This is a genomic window from Nocardia sp. NPDC004123 (assembly GCF_053603795.1).
In genome coordinates, this window is sequence record NZ_JBSGGG010000017.1 from 60,675 (window position 1) to 75,116 (window position 14,442).

Consider the following 14,442-nt stretch of genomic DNA (forward strand, 5'->3'; position numbering starts at 1 on the left):
TCCACTTATCTGGGCTGCCCACGCTTTCCGGGGCAGCCGAGTCCCTTCGGGGGCAGCCGAGTCGGGGCCGAGTGCGGCTAGCCGGAGTTGCGGAGTGCGGTGGCCAGTCCGTTCATCGTGAGCAGGATGCCACGCTCGACCAGTTCGGAGGTGTCGCCGGCCCGGCGGCGGCGTAGCAGTTCGACCTGGAGCTGGTTGAGGGGTTCGAGGTACGGGAAACGGTTGTGGATGGACTCGGCCAGGGCCGGGTTGTCGGCGAGGAGTTCGTCGGTGCCGGTGATGGCGGCGTGCATGCGGGCGGTACGGGTGAACTCGTCGCAGATCATGTGGAAGACGGTGTCGCGCAAGGCTTTATCGGGGACCAGGCCGGCGTAGGAGGCGGCGATGTCCATGTCCGCCTTGGCCATCACCTGGGCCAGATTGGACAGGACGGTGCGGAAGAAGGGCCAGCGGCGGTAGAGGTCGGAGAGGGTGGCCAGGCGGGCCGGGTCGTCGCCGATCCACTGTTCGAACGCGGTGCCGGTGCCGTACCAGCCGGGGAGCATGACGCGGGACTGGCTCCAGGCCATGACCCACGGGATGGCACGCAGGTCGTAGACGGAGTTTGTGGGCTTGCGGGAGGCGGGGCGGCTGCCCAGGTTCAGGTCGGCGACCTCCGCGATCGGGGTGGAGGCCCGGAAGTAGTCGACGAAACCGGGGGTCTCGTGGACCAGCTTCGAGTACGCCGCGCGGGCCGATTCGGCCAGCTCGTCCAGCATTTCGTAGGCGGGTTCGGCATCCGCGCCCAGGCCCTCGACATCGAGCAGGGTGGACTCCAGGGTGCCCGCGACGAGCGCCTCCAGATTGCGGTAGGCGGTGCCGGGATCGGCATACTTGGTGGAGATGACCTCGCCCTGCTCGGTCAGGCGCAGCGCACCGCGCACCGCACCGGCGGGCTGGGCCAGGATGGCGTCGTAGCTGCGGCCGCCGCCGCGGCCGACGGTGCCGCCGCGACCGTGGAAGAGCCGCAGGCGGATTCCGGTCTTGCGGGCCACCTCCACCAGGTTCAGCTCGGCGCGATACAGCGCCCAGTTGGCAGCCAGGTACCCGCCGTCCTTGTTGGAGTCGGAGTACCCGAGCATGACCTCCTGCTGCATGCCGCGCGCGGCCACCAGCCGCTGATAGGCGGGCACTTCCAGTGCGGCGCCGAGGATTTCGGCGCCGTCGCGCAGGTCGTCGATGGTCTCGAACAGCGGCACCACCCCGACCGGACTGGACGGTGGAGTGTCCGCGTCGCCCGGATCGAGAATGCCCGCCTCCTTCAGGAGCAGGGCGGCTTCGAGTATGTCGCTCACCGAGGTGCACATGCTGATGATGTAGTTGGGCACGGTGTCCGGGCCCAGATCGTCGAGCGCGGCCCTGGCGGCGCGCACCACTCCGAGTTCCTTGGCGGCGAGCTCGCTCAGCGCCGCGTTCGGTCCGACCAGCGGCCGGCGCGTGGTCAATTCGGCGGACAGCAGCTCGACCCGCCGCGCCTCGTCGAGGGAGGCGTAATCGGAATGCACTCCGGCCCAGGCGAACAGCTCGGCCACGACCTGCTCGTGGGTTTCGGAATTCTGGCGCATGTCCAGGCCCTGCAGATGAAACCCGAAGGTCTGCACCGCGGCCCGCAGCGTGGCCAGCTGGTCATCGGCCAGCAGCCCGTCGCCGGATGCGCGCATGGAGGCGTCGACCACGCCCAGATCGGCCAGCAGCTCGGCGGGCCCGGCGTACGGTTGCGCGCCGACATCGATACCGTCCGTGGGGATCTCCCCCAGCGCCCGGCACGCGGTGGCGCTCAGCCGCGCACGGATACCGCGAACGGCACGGCGGTACGGCTCGTCGGCGCGCTGCGGTGAATCGTCGAATCCGGCGTCGGCGAGAGCCGACAGCTCCGGGGTCACCGGCACCAGTCGCGCCGACTGCGACAGCGTCTTCTCCAGTTCCAGCAGCGATTTCAGGTACCGGTCGAAGGCGACCGCACCCGCGCGGTGGGTGGCCCGCTGCACCACGTCGGCGGTGACGAAGGGATTGCCGTCCCGGTCGCCGCCGATCCACGAGCCGGGCCGCAGGATCGGGCGCGCCAGCAGTTCGTGTCCGGGCCACCGCGATCGCAGCGCGGCCCGCACCTGATCGTTGATGCGCGGGATGACATCGAACAGCGTCAGGTCGTAGTAGCGCAGCCCGACCTCGATCTCGTCCTGAATCCGCAGGCGCGCCAGCCGGATCAGCGCCGCCCGCCACAGCTGCAGTACCTGCCGGCGGATGTCGACCTCGAGCTCGGCGAACTCCGGCTCGTATTTGTTGTAGCGCTGCCGCTGCCGCATGAGCTCGGTGATCCGGGCCTGCACATCGAAGATGGTGCGGCGCCGGGTCTCGGTCGGATGCGCGGTGATGACCGGCGACACCAGGGCGTCGGTGAGCAGGTCTGCCACCATGTCCCCGTCCGGTCCGGTGGCGTCGAGCTTGCGGTAGGTGGCGGCCAGGCTGGAATCCTGGGGCGGCTCCCCCGCCGCCTCGTGCACCGCACGCCGCCGATCCCGCTGCAGGTCCTCGGCCAGATTGGCCAGCAGCAGGAAGTGGCTGAAGGCGCGGATCACCGGGATGGCGGTGCGGATGTCGACATCGCGCAGCATGTCTGCCACCGCGCTGCGCTCCACCTCGGAGCGGCGAATCCGGAAGGCCTCCACCCGGACCCGCTCGATCAGGTCGAAGATCTCCGCACCCTCGTGGTCGCGAATGGTGTCACCGAGGATCCCGCCGAGGAACCGGATGTCGTCGCGCAGTGGCGCGGTCGCTGTCTCGATCTGGTTTGCCTGCACTACGTTCACCTCTCCGAAGCACTGCTTCTGGTGTCCCGGGCCGCTCGTCCTTGTCATAGTCGGGGTCGGGGCGGCTGCTCAACCCATCCGGCGCGGACCGATGTCGAACCTGTTGGGTTCCGGCCCGATCCGCACCCGTCCGTACAGCACGGCCGCGCCCTCCGGCGAGGCCAGTACCGGTTCGCATTGCAGCTCCCGCACCTCCGGCAGGTCGTCGCACAGCGCCGAGATCCGTTGCGCCAGTTCGGCCAGCGCGCCCTTGTCCACCGGTTTGCCGATATCGCGGCCGCCCACGGTGCCCGACAGCAGCGGGGCGGCGCGGGGCGCGTCGATGAGTTCGGCCGACTCCGCCTCGGTCAGCGGCAGCGCCCGGTAGACGCGGTCGCCGAGCAGATCGATGATGGTGCCCGAGAGCCCGAAACTGATGACCGAGCCGAACGACGGGTCGTCCTGCACCCGGAAGGTACAGCCCACGCCCTTGGTCGCCATGCGCTGAATGTGTACCGGATTGCCCGAGATCTCGCGCAGGTCGGTGAACGCGCGCCGCACCGCGTCCGGGCGCCACAGATCCAGCCGCACCCCGGTGAGATCCGGCCGATTGCGCCACATTTCGCCGGTCGCCTTGGCCGCCACCGGAAAACCCAGCTCTTCGGCCGCGTCCACCGCGGCGTCCGCATCGAGCACCTCCCGGAACTCCACCACGCGAATTCCGTAGCAGCCCAGCAGTTCCGCGGCCTGCAGGTCGGTGAGCCAGTGCGCCGAGTCCGCGTTCATCCACTCCGCCACCAGTTCCCGTGCCCGCGCGGTGTCGACGCCGCCCGGACGGACCACCGGCGACAGCGGTCGGGTACGCCAGTCGGCGTAGCGGCGCGCCCGGGCCAGCGCCCGCGCGGCCCGTTCCGGATCCCCGTAGGAGGGAATGGAACCGCGCTCGAGAATTCCGCCCAGCCCGCGCGTGGCGAGCAGGTTGGGCATGCCCTGATCGGCGACGAAGGTGGTGAGAACCGGTGTGGCGGGATCGGATTGGGCGCCGGAGCGAATGGCCTCGGCAAAGGAGGCGACCGCCGCCGGCACCGGCGGCGAATAGATGACGATGACCGCGTCCACCGCCCGGTCGGTGACCGCCGCGGCGACCGCGGTCAGGTAGTCCGCCGGACTCGCCTGCGGCCCGAGGTCGGTGGGCTCATCGACCTCGAGTCCCTCCCCGCGTGCCGCGTCGACCGCCAGCCAGCTCAGCGCGGCGCTGTTGCCGATCACCGCCAGGCGCGGCCCGGCCGGCAGCGGCTGATAGGCCAGCAGCATGGCGCAGTCGAAAAGCTCGGTGATGGAATCGACCTGGATGATCCCGGCCTGCGCGAACAGATTACGCACCAGCGACCGGTCCAGGTCCCGGTCCCCCTCCACCCGTGCGGCATTGCGGCCGCTGTTCACGGCCACAATGGGTTTGGTGTGCGCGACCCGCCGCGCGATGCGGGAGAACTTGCGCGGATTGCCGAAGGTCTCCAGGTACAGCAGCACCACATCGGTGTCCGGATCGCTGTCCCAGTACTGGAGCAGGTCGTTGCCGGAGACGTCGGCGCGGTTGCCGGCGGAGACGAAGGTGGACAGTCCCAGCTGCCGCGCCGCCGCCTCACCGAGAATGGCCGCGCCCAACGGTCCGGACTGACAGAAGAATCCGATGCGCCCGCGCCCGGGCAGCACCGGTGCGAGGGTGGCGTTCAGGGCGATCCGCGGATCGGTATTGGCGATACCGAGCGCGCTCGGCCCCACCACCCGCATACCGTGCGCCCGCGCGGCGTCGACCAGCTCCCGCTCGGCCTGATAGCCGTACGGACCGGTCTCGGAGAATCCGGCGGTCAACACCACCAGCCCCTTGACGCCCTTGGCCATGCAATCGTCGAGTACCGACCCGATCTCGGTGGCGGGCACCGCGATCACCGCCAGATCGACCTCGTCGGGAATGTCGCGCACCGTCGGATACGCCCGCACCCCGCGCACGGCCGTGCGATTGCGGTTCACCGGGAACACCGGCCCCTGGTAGGCCCCCGACAGCAGGTTGGCCAGCACCGCGCCACCCACCCGGCTGGTCGACGGGGTGGCCCCGATCACCGCGATGGACTTGGGCGACAACAGGTTCCCGACACTGCGCGCCTCCGAGGCTCGCTCCCGCGAATCCCGCACCGACAGCAGCGCCTCGGTGGGGTCGATGGCGAACTCCAGATGCAGCACCGACCCGTCGCGGCTGCGCTGCACCTGATATCCGGCGTCCCGGAACACCTGCACCATGGCATTGTTCTCGGCCAGCACCTCGGCCACGAAGGTCTCGAAATCGTTCTCGGCCGCCGCGCCCGCCAGATGCTCGAGCAGAATCGAACCCAGCCCACGCCCCTGATGGCCGTCGGCGACCACGAAGGCCACCTCGGCCGCACGGGGTCCCGGCCGATCGGCCAGGTACTCGTAGCGGCCCACCGCGATGATCTCGTCGCCGAGCTCGGTCACCAGCCCGACCCGGTCCCGATAGTCGACGTGCGTGGTCCGGTACAGATCCTTCGGCGTCATGCGCGGGTACGGACCGAAGTACCGCAGATACCGGGTGCGGTCCGACAACCCCTCGTGGAAACGCTCCAGCGCCTCCGCGTCGTCGGGGGTGATCGGCCGCAATCCCACCACGCCACCGTCGGAGGCCAGCACGTCGGCGAACCAATGCTCCGGCGGCGGAGGCGGATTCACGGGTGTGCCGGGCGTGTCCGAGGGCAGGGGCGGGGCGGCGGAGTCAGTCACGGGGATCCTCCGGATCCAGGCCGAGCAGGCCGAAACTCGCCCGGCGCGTAGCCAATACGGATATGTCGAGAGCCCGGCGGGCGCGGTCGGCGCGCTCGTCGCCGGTTTCGCGGCCGCCCCCGGGGCCGTCCCAGCGCGCGAAGCCGATATCCGCGCCGTCGCCCATGCTCTCGGGCACGGCGACCATGGGCGCGTAGGCGCCGACCTGCTCACGCCACTGCAGCGGCGTCGGGGTGGCGGGATCGATGGTGCGGTCCAGAGCCGTTGCCAGCAGATGGGTCCAGGCCCGGGGCACCACCCGGATCAGCCCGTACCCGCCGCCGCCGACCGCCAGCCAGCGGCCCTCCGCATATCGGTCGGCCAGATCGCGCATGGCGATGAAGGCGGCGCGCTGACCGTCCACCGTGAGTTCCAGATCCGCCAGCGGATCCTCGCGATGGGTGTCGACCCCACACTGGCTGATCACGATCTGCGGCCGGAACGCCGCCAGCGCACCCGGCACCACGGCATGGAAACCGCGCAGCCACAACGGGTCCCGGGTGCCGGGCATGATGGGCAGATTGATGGCTGTCCCCTCGGCCGGACCCGAGCCCGTCTCCTCCGGCCATCCGGTGTTGGGCCACAGCGTCGCCGGGTGCTGATGCACCGAAATGGTCAGCACGCGCGGGTCACCGTAGAACACCCGCTGCACACCGTCACCGTGGTGCACATCCACATCGACATAGGCGATGCGGTCGAACCCGTTGTCCAGCAACCACGAAATCGCCACCGCTACATCGTTGTACACACAGAACCCCGCTGCCGAGGCCGGCATGGCGTGATGCATACCACCACCGATGCTCACCGCCCGCCGGGTGCGCCCGGCCGCGATCTCCTGCGCCGCGGCCAGGGTGCCGCCCACGATCACCGAGGCCGCCTCGTGCATGTGCGGGAAGACCGGATTGTCGGCCGAGCCGAGTCCGTAGGGAGGTGCGGTCGGAACGGGTCCGGGCGGTTGCTGAGCGTGCTTGACCGCCTCGATGTAGTCGTGGGTGTGCACCCGCAGCAGTTCCGATTCCGCGGCCGCCCCGGGTGTGATCAGCTCCACTCCGTCGAGTAGTCCGAGCCCCTCGGCGAGCGCCATGGTGAACTGCAGCCGCACCGGCCGCATGGGATGCTCCGGGGTCCAGGTGTAATCGAGGAACCGATCGGACCAGACGACGGTTCCATCGCCGGCAACGGTTCCGTCGCCGATGGGGGTTCCGTCACCACGAACTCGGCCAGGCATACCTGCCACGCTAATGCGTCGCACGAGTTCGTAGGCTTTGGACACCGCAATGCTGTCGTACCGGGATGGCAGGGTATCGCCGACGCTGTGTGCGCACGGAGAACCCGCAGGGAACACGCTGCCCGTCCTGGGTGTTGACAATGAGTTCGCGAAATAAGCTGTCGCCCGGTGCAGCCGCCGTGCATGGGTAGAATTCGTGCCGACGAAGGGGTTTAACAGGTGAAGGATCTGGTCGACACCACGGAGATGTATCTCCGTACCATCTACGACCTCGAGGAGGAGGGTGTCACGCCGCTGCGCGCGCGCATCGCCGAACGTCTCGAGCAGAGCGGCCCGACGGTGAGCCAGACGGTCGCGCGGATGGAGCGCGACGGCCTGCTGACCGTCGCCGGTGATCGCCACCTCGAACTGACCGAGAAGGGCCGCGCCATGGCGGTCGCCGTGATGCGCAAGCACCGGCTCGCCGAGCGATTGCTGGTCGACATCATCGGGCTGGAGTGGGAGAACGTGCACGCCGAGGCGTGCCGCTGGGAGCACGTGATGAGCGAGGAGGTCGAGCGCCGCCTGGTCGAGGTGCTCAACCACCCCACCACCTCCCCCTACGGCAATCCCATTCCGGGCCTGGACGAACTGGGCCTGCAGGCCAATGCCTCCGCCGACGAGAAGCTGGTCCGGCTCAGCGATCTGCCGACCGGGCAGGCGCAGGCCGTGGTGGTGCGCCGGCTCTCGGAGCACATCCAGACCGATCCGGAGACCATCAATCAGCTCCGGGAGGCGGGCGTGGTGCCCGACGCCCGCGTGACCGTGGAGACCAAACCGGGTGCGGTGATCATCTCGGTGCCCGGCCATGAGGGATTCGAACTGTCCGACGAGATGGCGCACGCCGTCCAAGTGAAGTTGGTCTGATACGTGAAGCTTCTGGTTACCGGAGGCGCCGGCTACGTCGGTGGCGTCTGCGCGCAGGTTCTGCTCGAGGACGGCCACGAGGTCGTGGTCGTCGACGATCTGTCCACCGGCAACGCCGACGGTGTCCCGGCCGGGGCCAAGTTCGTCGAGGGCGATATCGCCACCGCGGGCGCCGAGCTCATCGCGGCCGAATCCTTCGACGGTGTGCTGCATTTCGCGGCCCAGTCGCTGGTCGGCGAGTCGGTGGTGGCGCCGGAGAAGTACTGGCACGGCAATGTGGTGAAGACCCTCGCCCTGCTCGAGGCCATGCGCGACGCGGGCACCCCGCGGCTGGTGTTCTCCTCCACCGCGGCCGTGTACGGCGAGCCGGAGCAGGTGCCGATCGTCGAGGACGCGCCCAAGCAGCCGACCAACCCCTACGGCGCGTCGAAGCTGTCCATCGACTACGCCATCACCTCGTACGCGGCGGCGCACGGTCTGGCCGCGACCAGCCTGCGCTACTTCAATGTGGCCGGCGCGTACGCCGGGCTCGGCGAGAACCGTGTGGTGGAAACCCATCTCATCCCCCTGGTGTTGCAGACCGCACTCGGTCATCGTGAGTCGATCTCGGTGTTCGGCACCGACTACCCGACGCCGGACGGCACCGCGGTGCGCGACTACATCCACATTCGCGATCTGGCGCAGGCGCACCTGCGGGCGCTGGCGCAGTCGCAGCCGGGCGTGCACCGCATCTTCAATCTGGGCAGCGGCACCGGTTTCTCGGTGCGCGAGGTCATTTCGGCGTGCGCGCGGGTGACGGGCCTGCCGATCAATTCGGTGGACGCACCACGCCGTGCCGGTGACCCCGCCGTGCTGATCGCCTCCAGCGCCAAGGCCATCGCCGAACTCGGCTGGCGACCCGAGCACACCGATCTCGACGAGATCGTCTCCGACGCCTGGGATTTCCTGCGCTCGCTGGGCGACCGCGCGCACAGCGCGCGCTGAGTCCGCGGCGACGGCCGTATTGTCATCGCGGCTCCGGCCCGAGGTGGATGCCGAGTTCGGCCGCCGTCTCCCGGCCGGAGTCCGCGAGGCGGCCCAGCCGCTCCGGTCGCAGACCCGTCTGTAAGCCGAGGTCCAGCAGCATCGCCATGCGGTGCTTCGGATCGGCGGCCAGCGCGGCGTCCAGTGCCACGCCCGCGAGCGGGCCGTCCCCGCGCGTGTAGGCGCAATAGCCCAGCAGTGCCGCCGCTTCGGCGCGATCCGGATCCGGCAGCGCCCGCGCCAGCTGCAGCCACAACGCCTCCGCACCGTCGGCGCGCGGGCCCGGGGCGAGCCCGAACATGATGTCGCGCAGCGCCGAATCCCGCAGGGCCACGGCCACCTCCGCCACCTCGGCCGGCGTGAGCCGGGCACCGGCCTCGACGCGTTCCAGGTAGCGCAGCACCCGGCACACCTCGAGCCGCAGCTGCAGGCGCGGATCGCCGTGCTGCACAACCCGGGCCGGCCGCCGGGCCGCGGCGGCGACCGCCACCTCCAGGGCGGCGGCGGTGGCGTCGCGTGCCGCCGGGTCGACAGCGAGGATATCGGTCAGCTCCCGCCGGGAACCGCGCAGCGGCCGGCCCTCCAGCACATGCCGCAACGTCACCATCGAGGCCGCCGGATCCGGTTGCAATCCGCGCGACCACGGTCCGGACAGCGTCCACCACGGCAGTTCGGCGCCGATGGCCTGCACCGCCCAGGCCCCCGCCAGCGGCACGGCGTCGACATCGAGCCGATGTTCCAGCGCCGCAACGAGATCGTGGTGCTTGCGCGCCCGCACACCGCGATGCTTGCGGGTCGGCACCGTGGCCCGGTCGTCGACGACGAGGGCCAGCGCCGCGACGGCCCGGTGCCGTACGCAGATGCCCGCGACCCGCTCGACCAGCATCCCCATCGCGCTCCGCCCGGGATTGTCGAGATCCATGCGGGTCACCACCTCGACCGCCGCGATATCCGGCGACGCCTGATCCGCTCGCAGCACCGTCACCACCAGCGACCGTGCGGGCATGAATCCGAGCATGGCCGGGACGGCCGCGATCAGATCGCCGGGCGCCCGCAGCCGCGCCCCGGGCTCGCCGGGATCTTCGAAGGGCGGGTCGGCGGCAGGTTCGGGGCGATCGGGTGGCTCGGGCTCGACGGCCGACTTCGGCTCGACGGGTGGCGTGGGCTCGCTGGGTGCGTTCATGCCGTCGAGAGTGCGCCGCGCCGCAGACCGCTCCGGGCGGCCGACCTCGGGTTTCGCTGAGGCTGTGGATGTTTCGGCGCGCCGTGGACTACTCGGCGAGCCCCGGGCGGATACGGCCGCGAGCTGTCGGTGCCCGCTGCTACCGTGCGCCCGGACCGCCGGACCCGAACTTGAAATGGATTCGTTTCATTTTGACCGAGCGGGCGCGGTCACGCTGTTACAGTCCGCCTCGGCACTGGTCCTGCACAGTGCTGGAAGGAGTGCCCTGCACAGTGCCGGAAGGAGTATCGCGCCATGCCGAGCACGATTCATCACGGCCGGGACTCACCGAGGATCTCCAGGTAGTGCGGATTGGACATGATGCCCAGGACATTGCCGAACGGGTCCACCACCGAGGCCGTCACGAACCCGGTCCCCTCGCCGCGTTCGATGATCGGCTCGTAGACGGTGGCTCCCATGTCGAGCAGCCGCCCGAAGGTGGCCGCCACATCGTCGACGTGCCAGTTCACGATCTGGCCGCCCGGGACATCCGGGTGGGAGGGCGCGAACTTCCTGTTGATGATCCCGAGCTCGGCCTGGTAGTCGCCGATGCGGAACTCGTAGTACCCGCCCGGCACGGTGAAATACGGTGCGACACCGAGCAGTTCGCTGTACCAGTCCTTGGCCGCCTCCAGATCGTCGGCGAAGTAGTTGACGGTGGCCATTCCACGCAGCATGGTCGTCCTCCTGGGTCGGGGGTGGTTCTCGATCTGAATCCATCATCGCGCTCAAAGTGCTCACCGAATGAGCACTTTTCCGGGCAGAATTCCGGATATGCGCGCGGATCGACTGGTGGCGACCCTGCTGTTCCTGCAGGCCCGGGGCCGGGTGACCGCGGCGGAGGTCGCGGCCGAGCTCGAGGTGTCGGTGGCCACCGCGCGCCGGGACCTGGAGGCCTTGTCCACGACCGGGATTCCGATCTACCCGCAGCCCGGACGCGGCGGCGGCTGGGCCCTGGTGGGCGGCGCGCGCACGGATCTCAGCGGCCTCACCGCCGCCGAGGCCCAGGCCCTGTTCCTGCTGCTGGGCCCGGTGGCGACGGCCACACCCGCCACCAAGTCGGCCCTGCGGAAATTGTTGCGCGCCTTGCCGCAGCCCTTCCGCACCGAGGCCGAGGCGGCGGCGGGCGCGATCGTGGTGGACCCGGCCCGCTGGGGCGAATCGGACCAGCGGCCGCCCGCGCTGGTGGACGAGTTGCAGCGAGCGGTGGTGCGCCGCCGCCGGATCCGGTTCGCCTACGACCGGGCCGGGCGGCGGACCGAGCGGGTGGTCGATCCGTGGGGCCTGGTGGACAAGGACGGCAACTGGTACCTGGTGGCCGGAACCGAGCACGGGCAGCGGACCTTCCGCGTGGACCGGATCGCCACCCTGGCGATCACCGACGAGGTCGCCCACCGGCCGGAGGATTTCGACCTGTCGACGGCCTGGTCGGAGGTGGTCGAGGAGGTCGAACGGCAGCGCTCCGCCCTCTCGGCCACCGTGCTGATCCCAGCCGAGCTCGCGCCGGTGCTGTGCAAACAGCAAGGGCGGCACTGCGTTCTGGACGGCGCGACCGCCGACGGGCGGGTCCGGGCCCGGGTCACCGCGCCGACGCCGCTCATGATCGCTCAGCAGCTGGCGGGCTGGGGCGCGGCCCTCGAGGTGATCGAGCCGGAGTCGGTGCGCGCCGAACTCGCCCGGCTGGGAGCCGAGTTGGCACAGCGCTACCGGACTACCGGGCAGTAAGCGACGGCCGGTCATGCAATTACTGAATCATATTGCAGCACAAGCGATTTCGCGATATTTGATGTTCTTCACTGTTACAGTCCGCTCGGCGCGACCCCATCAACGCGCCGAAAGGATCCTCCTGATGAGAAATAAGCTCCACCGAGACCTCCGACGGCCCGCCGCCGGTGCGGGCGCGGCTGTCGCGCTCGCCGTCGTCGCCGGCTCGATGCTGGCCGGCCCGGCCAACGCGTCCATCGACAATGTCAGCGTCGCCGGCCTCGCCAGCGGCAAGTCGTGCTCTGTCGCCGACGGTTGCACCATCCAGGCGCGGCTGACAGGCAACGACCAGCTGACCCCGGTCGACTTCCTGGTGAACGGCACGGTCATCGGGACCGTCACGCCGACCCTCACCTGGGCCGGCGCCGTCGCGAACATGCCCTGGCACCCGGACGCCGACGCTACCTACACCATCGGCGTCCGCCAGGGGTTCTCCAGCGTGACCACCTTCTACGTCGTGGGCGCGGGCGGCGGCGGCTGCCCGTCGATCTCCTCGCTCTTCCCGGGTTCGTCGAGCAGCGGTTCGGCGGGCTCCGGTTCCGCGGGCAGCGGCTCCGGCGGAAGCGGTTCGGCCGGAACGGGTTCGGCGGGCAGCGGTTCCGCATCGGGGTCGGCCACCCCGCTTCCCATCTGCTGATCGGGCCCGGGAGCCGAAACAAGGCAGGGGTCGGCTCCCTTTCCCGGGTTCCGCAGCTCGCCTTCGGGTTCTCAGCCCTTGCGGACCTTGCGTACCGCGGTGGTGAACAGGCCGTCGAGGGCCTCGCTGTCGGAGGTGGACCCGGAGGTCATGTAGGTCACGGCGATTCGCACATCGCCGATCTGCCCCACCAGCGTCTGCATGGTCCTGGTGAGGCCGGTCGCACTCTTGTCGGTGCCGACCGTGCGGCGCAGCGCGAGTGAGTCGTCGGCATCGATCGGCGGTGGCGGATCCAGCTGCGTGGTCACCACCGAGGTGACACCGGAGTGCCCGACGCGCACGGTTCCGCAGCGCTGCAACTGATCTCGCAGTGCCGACAGCGGTCGACCCGACCGGGTGAGCGCCACGGTGAGGGTGGCGCGGGTGGTGTCGTCGGTGCCGACCGCCACGGCCGGGCCCGCGGTGGGCGTGGCCGGTGCGCAGGTGTTCGGATCCACTTGTGCCCCCGGCAGGTAGCCCTCGAGATCATTGGCGGCCTGGCTCGCGGCCGCGGCGGGCAGCACGATCGCGGGGTACCGCGACGGGAACTGCGAGGGATCCGGCAGCAGTTTGGTCAGACCGGTGTCGGAGCCGGCCGCCGGCACCGGATTGCGGGCGGCGATCGGATGACCGGATACCGTGGTCCCACAGGCGGCGAGCAACCCGCCCAGCGCCATGATCCCCACGGTGCGCGCGGTCCTGAGGCTGCTGCGTGCGGGAGTGCGGAAGGGCGCGATCACTCCGCCCACTATGCCGAAAATCGGCTGTTCACACCGAATGCCACGCCGCGTCACACCGAATGCCACGCCGCGCGGCGCACGGCCGGGAATGCGTGTCCGGGCCCGGCGCGTTGCACACCCAATGCGGGTGGTGCACACCTGTCATGCGCATGAGGGACAATGTGGGTTGGTCGCGAAAGTGGGCCACGCAGGAAGGAGTACGCGATGGACTACGAGTCGCGAATGTACGAGCTGGAGTTCCCGGCTCCGCAGCTGTCGTCCGCTGACGGCTCGGGTCCGGTGCTGGTGCACGGTCTCGAGGGTTTCACCGATGCCGGGCACGCGGTACGCCTCGCCACCACGCATCTGAAGGAAAGCCTCGAGCACGAACTGGTCGCCTCGTTCGACATGGACGAACTGCTCGACTACCGCTCGCGGCGGCCGCTGATGACCTTCAAGACCGACCACTTCTCCGACTACACCGAGCCGGAACTCAGCCTGTGGGCGCTCAAGGACACCGCCGGTACGCCGTTCCTGCTGCTGGCCGGGCTGGAACCGGACCTGCGCTGGGAGCGGTTCGTCACCGCGGTGCGCCTGCTCGCCGAGCAGCTGGGCGTGCGCCGGACCATCGGTCTGAGCGCGATTCCCATGGCGATTCCGCACACCCGTCCCCTCGGCGTCACCGCGCACGCCTCCGACTCCGATCTGATCGGCGATCACCAGCGCTGGCCGGGTGAGCTGCAGGTACCGGGCAGCGCGTCCTCGCTGCTGGAGTTCCGGATGGCCCAGCACGGGCACGAGTCGGTCGGTTTCTCGGTCCATGTGCCGCACTACCTGACCCAGACCGCCTACCCGGAGGCCGCGCAGACGCTGCTGGAGAACGTCGCCGAGAACGCGGGCCTCGAACTACCGCTGGCCGCGCTCACCGATGCTGCCGCGCGGGTGCGCGAACAGGTCAACGAGCAGATCGCCGGCAACTCCGAGGTGGAGACCGTGGTGGCGGCGCTGGAACGCCAGTACGACAGCTTCGTCACCGCCCAGGAACGCCAGTCCAGCCTGCTGGCCAGCGAGAACGACCTGCCCACCGGCGACGAGCTGGGCGCGGAGTTCGAGCGCTTCCTGGCCGAGCAGGCCGGCTACGCCGACGGCGACGGACCGGAGAACCCGCCGCTGCGGTAGTGGTCGCTACCGACGCCCGCGGCGGCGACCGGTAACGTTGGGCGGCGTGCAGCTGTCCGAATTGG

The 14,442-nt window shown here is 70.0% G+C and carries 11 protein-coding genes; 5 read left to right on the top strand and 6 right to left on the bottom strand.

The genetic code is table 11. The features are described 5' to 3' along the window. Nucleotides 1–77 precede the first annotated feature (77 nt). From ppc to ACWEQQ_RS24945, 3 genes are read right to left on the bottom strand one after another with little or no spacing between them, the layout of a single operon-like run. Nucleotides 78–2,897: a phosphoenolpyruvate carboxylase gene (gene ppc, locus ACWEQQ_RS24935; RefSeq protein ID WP_452349887.1), complete on the bottom strand. Its 2,820-nt coding sequence runs from the start codon at nucleotides 2,895–2,897 to the stop codon at nucleotides 78–80. Nucleotides 2,898–2,918: 21 nt separating this feature from the next. Beyond that, nucleotides 2,919–5,621, bottom strand: coding sequence for a bifunctional acetate--CoA ligase family protein/GNAT family N-acetyltransferase (locus ACWEQQ_RS24940; RefSeq protein WP_452349888.1), 2,703 nt, complete (start codon nucleotides 5,619–5,621; stop codon nucleotides 2,919–2,921). Continuing rightward, entirely contained in the window at nucleotides 5,614–6,888 is a 1,275-nt protein-coding gene (locus ACWEQQ_RS24945) for an acetoin utilization protein AcuC (protein ID WP_452349889.1), read from the bottom strand. The genes ACWEQQ_RS24940 and ACWEQQ_RS24945 overlap by 8 nt, the downstream gene beginning before the upstream one ends. 219 nt (nucleotides 6,889–7,107) lie before the next feature. Here ACWEQQ_RS24945 and ACWEQQ_RS24950 point away from each other — a divergent pair, with 219 nt between their 5' ends. Next, nucleotides 7,108–7,794 carry a metal-dependent transcriptional regulator gene (locus ACWEQQ_RS24950; protein WP_354837046.1) on the top strand — a complete coding sequence of 229 codons (687 nt, stop codon included), beginning with the start codon at nucleotides 7,108–7,110 and terminating at the stop codon, nucleotides 7,792–7,794. 3 nt (nucleotides 7,795–7,797) lie between these two features. After that, on the top strand, nucleotides 7,798–8,778 hold the full coding sequence (galE, locus tag ACWEQQ_RS24955; protein WP_379401582.1) for a UDP-glucose 4-epimerase GalE: 981 nt from the start codon (nucleotides 7,798–7,800) through the stop codon (nucleotides 8,776–8,778). A 22-nt stretch (nucleotides 8,779–8,800) separates the two neighbouring features. Here galE and ACWEQQ_RS24960 read toward each other — a convergent pair whose 3' ends face one another. Then, the gene (locus ACWEQQ_RS24960; RefSeq protein ID WP_452349890.1) at nucleotides 8,801–10,000 is read right to left on the bottom strand and encodes a DUF4192 domain-containing protein; all 1,200 of its coding nucleotides are present in this window, start codon (nucleotides 9,998–10,000) and stop codon (nucleotides 8,801–8,803) included. Nucleotides 10,001–10,311: 311 nt separating this feature from the next. Continuing rightward, entirely contained in the window at nucleotides 10,312–10,716 is a 405-nt protein-coding gene (locus tag ACWEQQ_RS24965) for a VOC family protein (protein ID WP_356998227.1), read from the bottom strand. Nucleotides 10,717–10,813: 97 nt separating this feature from the next. Here ACWEQQ_RS24965 and ACWEQQ_RS24970 point away from each other — a divergent pair, with 97 nt between their 5' ends. Continuing rightward, the gene (locus ACWEQQ_RS24970) at nucleotides 10,814–11,764 is read left to right on the top strand and encodes a helix-turn-helix transcriptional regulator (protein ID WP_452349891.1); all 951 of its coding nucleotides are present in this window, start codon (nucleotides 10,814–10,816) and stop codon (nucleotides 11,762–11,764) included. Between the two features lie 124 nt (nucleotides 11,765–11,888). Further along, the gene (locus ACWEQQ_RS24975) at nucleotides 11,889–12,440 is read left to right on the top strand and encodes a hypothetical protein (protein WP_452340673.1); all 552 of its coding nucleotides are present in this window, start codon (nucleotides 11,889–11,891) and stop codon (nucleotides 12,438–12,440) included. 71 nt (nucleotides 12,441–12,511) lie between these two features. Here the strand turns inward: ACWEQQ_RS24975 and ACWEQQ_RS24980 are convergent, their stop codons facing one another. Next, nucleotides 12,512–13,219, bottom strand: a complete 708-nt coding sequence (locus tag ACWEQQ_RS24980) for a sensor domain-containing protein (RefSeq protein ID WP_452349892.1) — start codon at nucleotides 13,217–13,219, stop codon at nucleotides 12,512–12,514. Nucleotides 13,220–13,423: 204 nt separating this feature from the next. Here ACWEQQ_RS24980 and ACWEQQ_RS24985 point away from each other — a divergent pair, with 204 nt between their 5' ends. Further along, nucleotides 13,424–14,377, top strand: coding sequence for a proteasome assembly chaperone family protein (locus tag ACWEQQ_RS24985; RefSeq protein ID WP_354837060.1), 954 nt, complete (start codon nucleotides 13,424–13,426; stop codon nucleotides 14,375–14,377). The last annotated feature ends 65 nt before the right edge of the window (nucleotides 14,378–14,442 follow it).

Excerpts from the sequence above, each read along its gene's own strand:
- ACWEQQ_RS24945 (WP_452349889.1), bottom strand. The coding sequence starts at position 6,888 with ATGCCTGGCCGAGTTCGTGGTGACGGAACCCCCATCGGCGACGGAACC.
- ppc (WP_452349887.1), bottom strand. The coding sequence starts at position 2,897 with ATGACAAGGACGAGCGGCCCGGGACACCAGAAGCAGTGCTTCGGAGAG.
- ACWEQQ_RS24985 (WP_354837060.1), top strand. The coding sequence starts at position 13,424 with ATGGACTACGAGTCGCGAATGTACGAGCTGGAGTTCCCGGCTCCGCAG.
- ACWEQQ_RS24975 (WP_452340673.1), top strand. The coding sequence starts at position 11,889 with ATGAGAAATAAGCTCCACCGAGACCTCCGACGGCCCGCCGCCGGTGCG.
- ACWEQQ_RS24960 (WP_452349890.1), bottom strand. The coding sequence starts at position 10,000 with ATGAACGCACCCAGCGAGCCCACGCCACCCGTCGAGCCGAAGTCGGCC.
- ACWEQQ_RS24965 (WP_356998227.1), bottom strand. The coding sequence starts at position 10,716 with ATGCTGCGTGGAATGGCCACCGTCAACTACTTCGCCGACGATCTGGAG.
- ACWEQQ_RS24970 (WP_452349891.1), top strand. The coding sequence starts at position 10,814 with ATGCGCGCGGATCGACTGGTGGCGACCCTGCTGTTCCTGCAGGCCCGG.